This is a genomic window from Sorangium sp. So ce117, assembly GCF_051524395.1.
Lineage (GTDB): Bacteria > Myxococcota_A > Polyangia > Polyangiales > Polyangiaceae > Sorangium > Sorangium cellulosum_B.
The window spans coordinates 4,963,211-4,976,013 of sequence record NZ_CP150309.1 but is presented as its reverse complement, the minus strand read 5'-3'; the positions used below and the strand labels follow the sequence as shown (position 1 = coordinate 4,976,013).

At 71.2% G+C, this 12,803-nt stretch carries 8 protein-coding genes and 1 pseudogene; 2 read left to right on the top strand and 7 right to left on the bottom strand.

Going from position 1 to position 12,803, the window contains the following annotated elements:
• Positions 1 to 24 precede the first annotated feature (24 nt).
• The 4 genes from WMF46_RS18515 to WMF46_RS18500 form a co-directional block, all read right to left on the bottom strand.
• A complete protein-coding gene (locus WMF46_RS18515) occupies positions 25 to 987 on the bottom strand; it encodes an SMP-30/gluconolactonase/LRE family protein (RefSeq protein ID WP_437986818.1) in 963 nt (320 codons plus the stop codon).
• Between the two features lie 129 nt (positions 988 to 1,116).
• Positions 1,117 to 2,736: a DUF1552 domain-containing protein gene (locus WMF46_RS18510; RefSeq protein ID WP_437986817.1), complete on the bottom strand. Its 1,620-nt coding sequence runs from the start codon at positions 2,734 to 2,736 to the stop codon at positions 1,117 to 1,119.
• Between the two features lie 193 nt (positions 2,737 to 2,929).
• The gene (locus WMF46_RS18505; RefSeq protein WP_437986816.1) at positions 2,930 to 6,304 is read right to left on the bottom strand and encodes a kelch repeat-containing protein; all 3,375 of its coding nucleotides are present in this window, start codon (positions 6,302 to 6,304) and stop codon (positions 2,930 to 2,932) included.
• Positions 6,305 to 6,489: 185 nt separating this feature from the next.
• Complete coding sequence (locus WMF46_RS18500) at positions 6,490 to 6,654, bottom strand: hypothetical protein (protein ID WP_437986815.1); 165 nt, start codon at positions 6,652 to 6,654, stop codon at positions 6,490 to 6,492.
• A gap of 199 nt (positions 6,655 to 6,853) precedes the next feature.
• Here WMF46_RS18500 and WMF46_RS18495 point away from each other — a divergent pair.
• Both WMF46_RS18495 and WMF46_RS18490 read left to right on the top strand, forming a co-directional pair.
• Positions 6,854 to 9,664, top strand: a pseudogene (locus WMF46_RS18495) (DEAD/DEAH box helicase); the annotation flags it as partial.
• A gap of 133 nt (positions 9,665 to 9,797) precedes the next feature.
• Positions 9,798 to 10,397, top strand: coding sequence for an SWIM zinc finger family protein (locus tag WMF46_RS18490; RefSeq protein WP_437987909.1), 600 nt, complete (start codon positions 9,798 to 9,800; stop codon positions 10,395 to 10,397).
• A gap of 8 nt (positions 10,398 to 10,405) precedes the next feature.
• On the opposite strand, the gene minE is transcribed toward WMF46_RS18490, so the two are convergent.
• The 3 genes from minE to WMF46_RS18475 all read right to left on the bottom strand — a co-directional run bounded on the left by minE (position 10,406) and on the right by WMF46_RS18475 (position 12,596).
• Positions 10,406 to 10,723, bottom strand: a complete 318-nt coding sequence (minE, locus tag WMF46_RS18485) for a cell division topological specificity factor MinE (RefSeq protein ID WP_437986814.1) — start codon at positions 10,721 to 10,723, stop codon at positions 10,406 to 10,408.
• A 12-nt stretch (positions 10,724 to 10,735) separates the two neighbouring features.
• The gene (minD, locus tag WMF46_RS18480) at positions 10,736 to 11,563 is read right to left on the bottom strand and encodes a septum site-determining protein MinD (RefSeq protein ID WP_437986813.1); all 828 of its coding nucleotides are present in this window, start codon (positions 11,561 to 11,563) and stop codon (positions 10,736 to 10,738) included.
• A gap of 388 nt (positions 11,564 to 11,951) precedes the next feature.
• The gene (locus WMF46_RS18475) at positions 11,952 to 12,596 is read right to left on the bottom strand and encodes a hypothetical protein (RefSeq protein ID WP_437986812.1); all 645 of its coding nucleotides are present in this window, start codon (positions 12,594 to 12,596) and stop codon (positions 11,952 to 11,954) included.
• Positions 12,597 to 12,803 lie beyond the last annotated feature (207 nt).

Sequence of the window (12,803 nt, the reverse complement as noted above, 5' to 3'; positions counted from 1 at the left end):
GCGCGGTGCGCGGCCAGGGCGCGATCACCGCATGTGCGAGAGCGGGAGCCCCGCGACGGGCGCGCGGAACGTGAGGAGGTGGGGCATCGCCAGCGACCCCATGTAACACGTGCGGAGATCGGGGCCGCCGAACGCGATGCTCGTGGGCAGCTGCAGGGTGTTTCCCGCGCAGGCGCCGAGATCGGCCGGCTCGATGGCGCCGTTCCTCTGCTTCAGGGTCATCGTCTCGAGGACGGCGGGGCGCGGATCCTCGAAGACGGTCTGGTAGCTGCCGTCGGGGAAGATCACCCCGAGGCCGTTGCGACAGACGGCCACCACCCAGAGGTTGCCCTCGGCGTCGAAGGCGAAACCATCCATGTACCCGCCGATGCCGAGGCTATCGGGCCCGAACTGCTCGGGATCGCCGAGGCTGCCGTCGTCGCGCACCGGGAACCGGAGGAGGCGGCCGGGGACGGTCTCGACGGCGTACAGGAACCGCTCGGCGGCGTCGAGGCGCACCTCGTTCGTCAAGCTGAGGCCGTCGGCCACGATGCGGGCGCCCTTCTCGTCGACGAGCACGATGTACCCGTCGCGGATGCTGCCCGCGACCGCGGGCCACCACGGGAGTTGCCGTGTCGTGACGGAGATCCAGAGGCGATCCCGCGAGTCGATGAAGCAGAAGTTCACGGCGCCGAGCGGCTTGCCGTCGACGGAGTCGAGGAGGACCTCGGACCGGCCGTCGCGGTGGAGCTTGTGGATCTTGCCGCCGGACATGCTGGCGACGATGAGGTTGCCCTGCCGATCCATCGCCATGCCGTTCGGCTCGGGCACCTCCGGGCCGAGGGTCGCCTGCCTGCCATCGGGCTCGATGCGCGTCGCGATGCCGCGAGCGTCCGAGGTCCAGAGGGTGCCGCCGGGCTCGACGATCACGCACTCCGGCCGGACAAGGCCTTGCCCGACGTACTCGATCCGAGACAGCTCGAGGGTGAAACCCCTGACAGATGACATCCAGCGACCTCCCGGCACGGCGCCGCGCCGCGCCTTCTCGACGCGCGCGAGCATAACACCCCCCTCGCCGACGGGGACATCTCGAGCAGCCGCGCCGCCCCGGGCCGACAGGCCCGGGAGCGAGACCGCTCAGGAGTTCGCCTTGAGCGCCGTGAACTCGCCTGGATCGTGGATGATCGGGGGATTGACCCCGCCGCCGATGAAGTCCTCCGTCCGGTCGTACATGCCGAAGTGGGTCACCGGCCCCGAACCGCCCGGTGCCGGGAAACCATCCGCGCCTGCCTTGACCCCGAGGGCGTTCATCAAGCTGCAGAAGTACTTGTTGATCGGCGCGTTGGCGAGCGACGGATCGGTCCCCGTCTCCTGGGAGATCGCGTCGACCTGGTTCGAGGTGCCTTCGGAACACGTGAACTCGCTGTTGCCGGTCGTGAGATCGGGCGAGCCATCTTCGACGTTCACGGCCCAGCCGGTCTTGAAATAGCCGCCGGCGCTGCCGGCCTGGATGATCGGCAGGTTGTTGAGGTTGCGGGCGCAGCCGTCCGACACGTCCTGGAACCAGACGGCCGCGCAGCTGTCGAGGAGCGTCCCGTCGCCCTCCTCGATACGGCTCAGCTGCTCGACGAGGTGGGCGAACTTCCTCGCATAGTAGTCGTCGATCGTGAGGAGCATGTCGATCGCCCCCGGGACGCAGGTGCCCGTCATGCCCGCATTGTCCAGGCGACGCGAGAGACTGGCGCTCTCGTGGTTCACGCCGAGCCCACTGAAGACGTAGTTCCCGGGGTATTTCAGGAAGATGACGGGGTTCGCGTTGCACGCCGCCGCGAGCACGGCGAGGTTCGAGCAGAGGTCCGCTCCGTCCAGAGTGTCCGAGATTCGACGCGTCTGCCTGTCGGTGCTCGTGGGCGTGCTCCACAGGTTGATGTTTTCTTGCGTCGCGCCGAGCGCCGTGGCGAGGGCCGTGTTGCACTGCGCAGAAGCCACCCCATTTCCTGTCGAGTGGATGAGCTCCTTCCAGGATGCGAGCTTCTGCTTGTCGGCACGGCTCATGTCGAATCGCTCGAGCCTCTGCAGATCATCCTTCACGATGTCGAGGACGCTCTTGCCGCGCATCGCCGCATAGGTGTCCGGAGACGTCGGCTCCCCCGGCTCGAAGATGCCCGTGAGGCTGCTGAAGACCTGCGACGCGTTGAGGCCCCTGAAGGGGGTCTCGGCGGCGGAGTAGGAGATCGCCGACTGAGGGCTTTCATTCTGACCAGCCGTGTTCAAGAGCAACGGAGTGCCTTGCGGGCTGAGCTGTCGTGCGATGACGTGGTCCAGCGAGGGACCGGTCGGTTTGGCGTTGAACTTCGTCGCGGAGTCGAAGCTGAACGGGTCGTCGCTGTTGGGAGTGACCGGCTGGCAAGTGAAGTACGACCCGACCACCTGCGTGTGAGGATCGTTCCCCTGCCCCCGCGCCAGCGTCGCCGTCCACTCGTTCATCGCGCGGATGCCGCGGGGCATGAGGAGCTTGTCGGCGTGAGGCGCCAGGTGCTTGAGCGTCGTCGACTGGAGGTCCGCGGCGGTGAGCGGGCCGTGCGACTTCTTCGGGAACCACCTTGTCGTGATGCAGCCATAGGGCGTGAACATCACGATCAGACGCTTCGGTTGCGTGGCCGGCTGCGCCATGACGGAGCGGTCGAGGATCGAGCCGAGGAACGGCGCCGCGACGCAAGCTCCGCCCAGCCCCCGGAGGAAAATTCTTCGGTTCATGCGCTTTGACATGGTCGTATTTTTCCCGCCTCAATGGACGGAGTCGCGCGGCGTGCCATTCGGAACGCCCTCGGATGCCCGAGTTTGCCACGGCTCCATCCCCCATAATCTCCGGGGGGCCGTGAACGTATTTGGAATTCGCTCGGCCGGGCGCGTTGGTCGACCGGACGTCACGTCGGGCTGCGCGAGCGGTTCACGCAGCGCCGCGGATCCTCGGAGAGCGCCGGCGCACGCGCAGGGCAGCGAGCCCCCCGGCGAGGACGAGCCATGAGGGTGTCCCCTGGATTCCGGGCCCCATCTGGCAATGCCAACCACCGCTGCCGCTGCCGGGCGAGCCGCCGCCAGCGCCGCTCTGCGCGCCGGTTCCGTCAGCGCTCCCCCCCTCGCCCGTCCCGCTGTTGGCGCCGGCGCTCGTGCTCGTGGTGCCGTCGCTGCCGCCAGCACCGCTGGCGTCGCCGCCGTTGCCGCTCACGCCACCGCCGCTGGCAGCATCGCCGCCGCCGCTGCCACTCACGTCACCTCCGCCGCCACTCGCGCCGCTTCCGCTGACATCGCCCCCGCTGCCGCCAGCACCGCTGGTAGCGTCGCCGCTGCCGCCGCTGCCGCTTACGCCATCGCCGCTACCGCTGGCATCACCGCCACTGCCGCCAGCGCCGCTGCCACTCGCGCCGCTTCCGCTGACATCGCCCCCGCTGCCGCCAGCACCGCTGGTAGCGTCGCCGGTGCCGCTCACGCCACCGCCGCTGCCGCTGGCGTCACCGCCAGCGCCGCTGGTAGCATCGCCACTGCCACCGCTGCCGCTCACACCACCGCCGCTGCCGCTGGCGTCACCGCCAGCGCCGCTGGTAGCATCGCCACTGCCACCGCTGCCGCTCACGCCACCGCCGCTGCCGCCGGCACCGCTTGTGGCACCGCCGCTGCCGTCGGCGCCACCCTCTCCGCCTGCGCTCGGCAAGCACACGCCAGCCTGGCACACCCCTGTGCTCGGGCCCTGCCCAGGAACATAGAAGTGCACGAGGGGGGACCGGTAGTACACACTGCCGAGCGCGCCGCCCGCCATCAGAACGCGGCCATCATCCAGCCGCGCCACCGCGCCATGGGTGAGCGGGATGTTCAAGGCTGGCCCCGGCGACCAGATGTCCCTCGCCGGATCGTAGAGTTCAACCGTATAATCGAGCGAATACGGGCCTTCCAGCTCACCCGCCACGAGCACCCTGCCGTCGGCAAGGAGCACCGTCGCATTGACATACCGCCGGGCGGCCATCTCCGCCGCTGGCGCCCAGGTGTCGCTCTCCGGATCATAGAGCTCGGCTGTCGTGAGGGCTACGCCATCGGGGCTGCTCCCCACCACGAGCACCCTGCCGTCCTGGAGCAGCGTGGCCGCATGCGCCGCGCGTGCCTGGCTCATCGAAGCCACAGGCGTCCAGACGTCGGCCGCCGGGTCATACACCTCCGCGCTCGCCGACTGGTTGCCGCCGCCCGTGACGAGCACCCTGCCGTCCTGGAGCAGCGTCGCCCTGTGCTGGAATCGCCGCACATTCAGGGGCGCGACCAGGGTCCAGACGTTCGTGGTGGGGTCATACACCTCCGCGGATTCGTCGCTGCCGGCCGCGACGAGCACCCTGCCGTCCTGGAGCAGCGTCGCCGTGCCGATACTGTGCTTCCGGAGCATGGACGCGGCCTGCTCCCATGCTCCCGTGGCCGGGTTGAACCGGTCCACGCGATCGCCGCTGATCACGAGGACCGTGCCGTCGTGCAGCAGCTTGGTGTGCACGATCGACCGCACCTGCGGAGCCCCCCCGATGAGCTGCCATTGGTCCATGCTCGGGTCGTAGCGCATCCACCTCCAGCGCACGGGGGAGCTGCTCTCCACCCCGACGACCAGCACCGTGCCGTCCTGCAGCACCGCGGCGATGCCCGCGCTCTTCATCTCGTCCGGCATCCGCCCCGCGGCCTGCCACGCATCCGGCGTCCCCGCGACATCGCAGCGCGCGCCGTCCGGCTTCTCGGGCGCGGGCCCCGAGCACCCGAGCGCAGGATCGCATGCGGGAGGCTCGTGACAGCCGTCCGGCGGCTGGCAGCTCGCCGGGCTCGCCGCGACGCAGGCGCCCGCCTCGCACGCGCTCGTCGCGGAGCACACCTCGGCGTCGTCGCACGGGGTGCCGTCGGGCGCAGGGGCGCCGCCGGCGCAGGTGCCCGCCTCGCAGACGCCGTCCTCGAGGCACGCGTCGGCGTCGTCACAGGGCGTGCCCGAGATCGGCGTGCAGGCGCCGTCCTTCGTGGCGCCCGCCGAGGCCGCGCACGCGTCGCACGGACCGGCGCAGGCCGCATCGCAGCAGACCGAATCCGCGCAGAAGCCGCTCGCGCAGTCGCCGCCAGCCTGACAGGCCGCGCCGAGCGGCGCGCGCTCGTGGAACAGCAGGGCGGAGCCCGTCGGCACCGGCACGCCGCCGGGCGAGCCGGACGCGACGAGCCCGCCGGCGATCAGGACGCTGCCGTCGTCGAGGCGCGTCGCCGTGTGGTACCCGCGCGCCATCGTCTCCGGCGGCTCCACCTCGAGGGGTACCCAGAAAGCCTTCGCCGGATCATACAGCTCCAGCGCGGCGCTGAACTCGCTGTAGCGCCACTCGTTCAAGTAGGCGCCATTTTCGTCCTGGATTCCGCAGAGGTACGTCACCATGCCTCCTGTCAGGAGGACGCTTCCGCTGGGAAGCGGCGAGACGCCCAGGCCCATGTCGTAGTCCTCGGGCGGGTAGCAGTCAGGATACGGGTCATAGAACGGGTCATGCCCCGGGATCGCCACCCAGAGGTTGTCCTCGGGGAGGTAAAGCTGCGAGGGGTGCATGTTCGCGAACGGATATCCGCCCACGAAGAGGACGTCGCCGCTGGCGAGCCGCGTCGCGGGGTACTGCATGGCCCCGCCGAGATACCCCGAGGCCGGTGTCCAGGAATCGGTCTCTGGATCGTAGATGTTGCCGCGGCCGATGCCCGCCGCGAGCACGCGGCCGTCGCGGAGCAACGTCGCGCTCGTGGCGGTCATGCCGCTCAGCGACCGGATGGGCGTCCACGTGCCCGCGGAGTCATCATAGATGCTGCCCGCGAGGGCGCCCGACGCGCGGCCGAGCATCAACAGCTTGCCGCTCGGGAGGGTCACGGCGCGGGGCGCAGTGAGGGCCGGCGTCAGGGGCGCCGCCGCGCTCCACAGATCGAGCTCAGGAGAATAGACCTCGACATGCTCGCCGTCCGTCGTGAGGGCCAGCCCGCTCGGCAGGACGGCCGTCGCGGCGACGTCGCGGAGCGGGCTGCGAAGCGGCGCTGCGGGCGTCCACGTCTTGCTCGTCGGGCCGTAGACCTCGACCTCCCGGAGGAGCACGGTCCCGCCGCTGCCGTGGCCTCCCGCCACGAGCACCCGGCCATCCTGGAGCAACGTGGCCGTATGCCCGCTGCGCGGGGTGATCATCGGGGGCAACTGCTCCCAGGACGGCGTTCCATCGGCCCAGACCTGCCCCGCAGGCAACACCACCGCCGCGCAGGCCAGGGCAACGCCCAGGTACCAGCTCGTTTGCATTCCGTCTCTCCTTCGCCGCCTCAGATGCCTCCCGGTCACGGAACATTCAGCTCCTGGAACAACGTCGGGGCCCACGGGCACAAGGCCCCTTCCAGCATCTTTGAATTATGTTGACGAAGCATTCCGCTCGACCCGGCGGTGTGCCTTCAAGCGCGTCCACGACCACGAGACGGATGCCGCGAGCCTCACGGCACGGCGAGCGGGCCACCGAAGCGGACCACGTGGCGGCCTGCCTCTCGCGCGGCGCCCGGGCGGCCCAGGCGCCCCTGCGCGCGCTCGGCGTCAACCGACCGATCGAGCTCGTCACGTTCCCAGCGCAGCACGCTGCGAGGCCCATTCCTTCGAGCCATGATCTTTTTCCATGAGATGTTCTCCAACCCTCCCGATCAGAGGTTTCAAACTAATTCTGGCAATTCGCAGCCATGACCGACAATGGGTCACACCGGTGATTCAGCGGGAGCGCTCCCGTCCGGCCCATCGCTTTTTTGGCTCACGACGCGTGAAGCCCCCTTTTCGCCGTCGCCGGCTGTGCAATGGATCTGCGCGTCGATGCCGCTCGTCTTTCTGCCCGGCGATCTCCGCTTCTTCCTCTGGGACGACACGGCCGTGGATCAGCTCGCGGCCCGGTCGCTCGGCGCGACGACCCCGGCGGCGGCGGTCGTGGTCTCCGAGGCGGGCCGGGCCGTGAGGAAGACCGGAGAGGCCGCGGCGCTCCTCGACGGCCTGTCCGCGCTCGCCAGCATGGCCCAGGACGACCTCGGGCGAGCTCCGCCGTCCGTCGCCGCGTGGAGCCTGGCGAGCAAGCTCGCGCTCGATCTCGTGGTGCGGGAGCGGGTCGTGCCCCGCGTGGTGCCGGCCGGCGCCGCAGGGGGGCGCACAGAGGCCTGCTGGGCGGTGTCGCTCGCCGCCCCGGAGGACGCGGCGCGCGTCGCAGCGCTCGCCCGGGCCATGCCGCCCGCCGCGCACGCGGTGCCTGCGGGCGCGCAGGCCGCGCCCGCTCATGAGGGCCGCGGGCGCTCCCGCGCGGCCGCCGCCGCGGAGGTCTGGTCTGCCGAGGCCCTGCTGCGCGCCTTCCTGGACGCCGCGGCCGACGCGCTCGCGCGCGGGGGCGCCACGGATCGCCCGGCGCGCGCGCCGCGTCCGGCGCACGCCCCGTGGGAGCGCCGGCTGGTGCTCGCCCTGACGGGCCCGCGGCGCGCCTTCGCCGCGGAAGGGCTCGCCGAGCGCGCGCTCGTGGCCGATCTCGACGCATGGGTCCGGCCCGCGCTCGGCGCGTGCGACGCGCTGCGCGCCTGCTTCCGGCTGGAGCTGCCCCAGGGCGACCGCGGCTTCGTGCTCCGCTTCCTGCTGCAGGCGACCGACGATCCCAGCCTGCTCGTGCCCGCCGCCGACGTGTGGAAGACCCAGGGACGCACGCTGAAGGCGCTCGGGCGCGCGTTCTCCGGCGCCGAGGAGGTCCTCCTCGGCGCGCTCGGCGCCGCCGCGCGGCGCTTCGCGCCGATCGCCCGGGCCCTCGGCGAGGCGCGGCCGGAGCACGTGGACCTCGCTCCCGCGGAGGCGTGGGACTTCCTCGCGCAGGCCGCGCCGGCGCTGGGCGAGGCCGGGTTCGGCGTGGTCGTTCCGGGCGAGCTCCTTGCCTCGGGGCAGCGCCGCCTGCGCCTCCGCATGCGCGTCGGCGCGGCGCGCCCCACCGCGGGCGTCGTCGCGGGCAGCGCCGGGCTCGGCCTCGACGAGGCGCTCGATTTCGCGTGGGAGGCGGCGCTCGGCGACGAGGCGCTCTCCGCGCGCGAGCTCGCCGCCCTCGCGCGGCAGAAATCGCCGCTCGTCCGGCACCGCGGGGCGTGGGTGGTCGTGGTCCCCGAGGAGCTCGCCGAGATAGCGCGGCGCCTCGAGGCCGGCGGCGGCCGCACCTCGGCGCGCGAGGCGCTGGAGGGCGCGCTCGCGGGCGAGACCCGCGTCGACGGCCTGGCCGTCCCCGTGGTCGCCGAGGGCGCGCTCGCGCGCGCGATGGAGCGGCTCCGCTCGGGCGCCGAGCGCGCCGCCGCGCCGCCCGCGGGGTTCGTGGGGACGCTGCGCCCGTACCAGGCCCGCGGCGTCGCCTGGCTGCAGACGATGGCGAGCCTCGGCCTGGGCGCCTGCCTGGCCGACGACATGGGCCTCGGCAAGACCGTCCAGCTGCTCGCGTTCCTCGTCGGCCGGCGGGCGGCGGCGCCCGAGGACGCGCGCCCGACGCTGCTCGTCGCCCCGACGTCGGTCGTCGGCAACTGGGAGCGGGAAGCGGCGCGCTTCGCCCCTGCCCTGCCCCTCGTGCGGCACTACGGCGAGGGGCGCGCCCGCTCGGCCGAGGAGCTCGCGTCGCGGGCGTCCGGCGCGAGCGAGCGGCCCGCCGAGGGCGGCGACGGCGTCGCGCGCCGCGCGGCAGGCGGGCTCGTCCTGACCACGTACGGCCTGCTCCGCCGCGACGCCGCGGCGCTCGCCGGCGTGGACTGGGCGGCGGTCGTGCTGGACGAGGCGCAGAACATCAAGAACGCCTCGTCGCGCACCGCCCGCGCCGCGCGCGCGCTCCGCGCCCCGCACCGCGTCGCGATGACCGGAACGCCCGTCGAGAACCGCCTCGCCGAGCTCTGGTCGATCCTCGAGTTCGCGAACCCCGGCCTGCTCGGCCCGCTCGATGCGTTCCGGCGCGCCTACGCGGTGCCCATCGAGCGTTACAGCGACCGGAAGGCCGCGGAGCGGCTCCGGCGCGTCGCCGGGCCGTTCTTGCTGCGACGCATCAAGAACGATCCCGCCGTGCTTCAGGACCTTCCGCCGAAGGACGAGGCCAGGGTCTTCTGCACGCTCACGCGCGAGCAGGTGACGCTCTACCAGGCCGCGCTCGACGAGGCGATGCGCCGCATCGAGGAGGCCGAGGGCATCGAGCGGCGCGGGCTCGTGCTCTCGCTGCTGACGGTGCTCAAGCAGATCTGCAACCACCCGGCGCAGTGCCTCGGGGAGGCGGGGCCGCTCGCGGGCCGGTCCGGCAAGCTCGCGCGGCTCACCGAGATGCTCGAGGAGGCGCTCGCGGCGGGCGATCGCGCGCTCGTGTTCACGCAGTTCCGCGAGATGGGCGACCGGCTGGTCCGGCACCTCGCGCCTTCGCTCGACACGGAGGTCCTCTTCCTGCACGGCGGCACGCCGAGGCTCGCGCGCGACGAGATGGTGCGGCGGTTCCAGGACGATCCGCGGGGGCCGCGCGTGTTCGTCCTCTCGCTGAAGGCCGGCGGCGCGGGGCTCAACCTGACGGCGGCGAGCCACGTGTTCCACTTCGATCGCTGGTGGAACCCCGCGGTCGAGGACCAGGCGACGGACCGCGCGCACCGGGAGGACGCACGATCTCACGGTGAAGCCCGGCCTCGTGACCGCGCGCGTGACCGGCTCGCAGCCGAGGCCGTACAAGGTGATCCTCACGATCGCGCGGCTCGACGACGCCACCTGGGCGAAGGCGATCGCCGCCATGGCGAAGCGGGCGAGCTTCGCGGCGGAGCTCCTCGCGGGCCAGATGCCGGAGGACATCGAGACCGCGTTCCGGAGCGCCGGGACGAGCTTGTTCCCGGAGCGGCCGGAGGACCTCACCACGGCCTGCTCGTGCCCCGACATGGCGAACCCGTGCAAGCACGTCGCGGCGACGCACTACGTGCTCGGGGAGGCGTTCGACAAGGACCCCTTCCTGCTGTTCGAGCTGCGCGGGCGCACGCGCGAGCAGGTGATCGAGGCGATCCGCGCCGCACGGGGCGCCCGCGCGCGGGCCAAGCGAGCGGGCGCCGGCAAAGGCGCCCCCTGCGCCGGAGACGCGCCGGCGATCGCGACGGTGACGCCCGGCAAGATGGCGGCGAAGGACTACGACGCCTGGCGCGAGGCGCCGCCGGCGCTCGACGTGGCGCTGGAGCCGCCCGCGGCGCACGCGGCGCTCCTGTCCCAGCTCGGCGCGCCGCCGGGCTGGACCGAGGAGCGCTCTCCGGCGGATCTCTTCGGACCGCTCCTCCGGGCGGCGTCGGAGCGGGCGCGGGAGATCGCGATGGCGGAGGGCGCGCCGCGGGGACGAAGGCGCGGCTGAGCCGCGTGTCAGCAGTTCCGCGCGGCGGCGGCGCCCGTCCGGGACGCGGCGGCGGCGCGCACGGCCGCCCGCTCCGACTCGGAGAGCACGACGTTCAGCTCGAGCACGTCGCAATCGCCGCTCCGCTCCACGTTCACGCTCACCTGGTCCAGGTCGATCCGCTCGTACTTCGAGATGACCTGGAGCAGCTCCTGCTTGAGCCGCGGCAGGTAGTCCGGCTCGCCCGTCGGGCGCACGCGCTCGCGCGCCACGATGATCTGCAGACGCTCCTTCGCCACGGTCGCCGACTTCGGCTGCGACTTACGGAAATAATCCATGAACGACATGGCAAAACTCCCTCAGACGGTCGCCGCCTGGCCGCCAAAAATCCGGCTGAAGAACCCCTTCTTCGCTGGCTCCAGGAAGCGGTGGGGGCGCTCCGCGCCAAGGAAGCGCTGGACCACGTCGAGGTAGGCCTGCGCCGCGTCGCTCGTCGGATCGAGCACAACGGGCGTCCCGGCGTTCGACGCCTGGAGCACCGCCGGCGACTCCGGGATCACGCCGAGCAGCGGGATGCCGAGGAGCTCCAGCACGTCCTGGTGCGCCAGCATCTCGCCCTTGGCGACGCGCGCCGGCGCGTACCGCGTGAGCAGGAGGTGCGTCTTCACGGGCGCCTCGCCGAGCTCCGCCCTGCGGGTCTTCGCGTCCAGGAGGCCGAGCACGCGGTCCGAGTCCCGCACCGAGGAGACCTCGGGGTTCGTCACAACGATCGCCTCGTCGGCGAAATACATCGCCATCTGCGCGCCCCACTCGATGCCCGCCGGCGAGTCGCAGAAGATGTACTCGAAGCCCGCGCCCCGCAGCTCGTCAAGGATGCGCCCGACGCCGTCGAGCGTGAGGGCGTCCTTGTCCCGCGTCTGCGACGCGGGGAGCACGTAGAGCGAATCGAGCCTCTTGTCGCGGATCACCGCCTGACGGAGCGTCGCCTCTCCGCGGATCACGTTGACAAAATCGTAGACCACGCGCCGCTCGCACCCCATCACGAGATCGAGGTTGCGGAGCCCCACGTCGAAGTCGATGGCGATCGTCTTGCAACCGACGGCCGCGATGCCGGACGCGAGGTTTGCGGTCGTGGTGGTCTTGCCGACTCCGCCTTTGCCCGAGGTGACGACGACTACCTTTGACACCAGAAACCTCCTTGAGATGGTTCGAGAGACGTGGCCTGTCCTACGGCCGAGCCCGCGCGGATGCCCGCCTCCCGGCGTTGAGGGGGCGGCGTCGACGTGATGGGAGCTCGGCGCCCACCCGATTCCATTGAGGCCGGGGACGCGCTCGACTGGGTACGTCATCGCGAACCGAACGAACAACTTTTTCGCGACGAAACTTGCAGCGTAACCCGGCCGGCGATCTGGATCCAAATTACCTACATGTAGGTGCGCCCTGGCAGGACAAGGGACAAGGGGACGCCGCCTCCTGATCAGCCGCTGGGCGGCCTCCAGGCGAAGGCTCGGGCGGTCTGCGCGCCGCGCGCGCCGCGCGCGCCGCCGCCACCGGGGAGGGCCGGCCGAGCCCGGACTACGGGGCGTCGAACGACACGGAAACGCCTTGATTGCACTGCGCTGAACTCCCGCACCATGTCCCCGGATGGCCGGCGCTCACATCGTCGTTCTGCCAGGCCTTGATCGCGAGCCGATACTCCGACCTCGAAAAGATATTAGGATTTGAGAGGGTAACCACGGTGCTCGTCTCTCCAGCTCCGAATGGAGGATTCGAGGGATCGTAGGTGCAGGTTCCGCTGACGAGCTCTCCGCGCATGGTGCCGCCGCTGACGAAGTACCACGGCCCCGGCGACTGGCCCACGATCCAAGATCTCTTGTAGAGACCCCACAGGAGCGCCGTGTCCTGGCAGTCAAACGCCGACGAGTTCACGTTGGTCAGGTAGTGTGGCGTCATTACCTTGTTGTTTGTGCCGTTGCGGAAATCGATCCAGGTATAGCCGAGGCACCCTGGAGCGCCTTCCCCCAAGGGAAAGACATAGCTCGAATCGTTGCCGAACAACGTGCCAAGATTGTAGTCGGGCAGCAGCAGCCCTGCTTGAAGCTGGGAGAGGCAGCCCTCTGTCATATCGGTCATTTCTTGAGCGTGGGCGCTCCGCTCCAGGAAAAGCGCGGGGGCTGCCAGGATGAGAGCCTTCAGGACGATGCGTCTCGCGGATTTCACGTCTTCATTCTCCTTGGTTGATTCGATCGAGAAAGCGACCGGGTGCGTTCCGGAAGCTCGACGCCGCTGCTCGGCCTCGCTCGGAGCGCAGGGGGGACCGTGTGCGAGACACGGAGACTGCGCGGTCTCTCGAACCATCGCGTTCCACGCGCTTGCCGATGGGTTGTCCACCGTGAGGCGCGACACATTACTTCGCGGCATGTCACA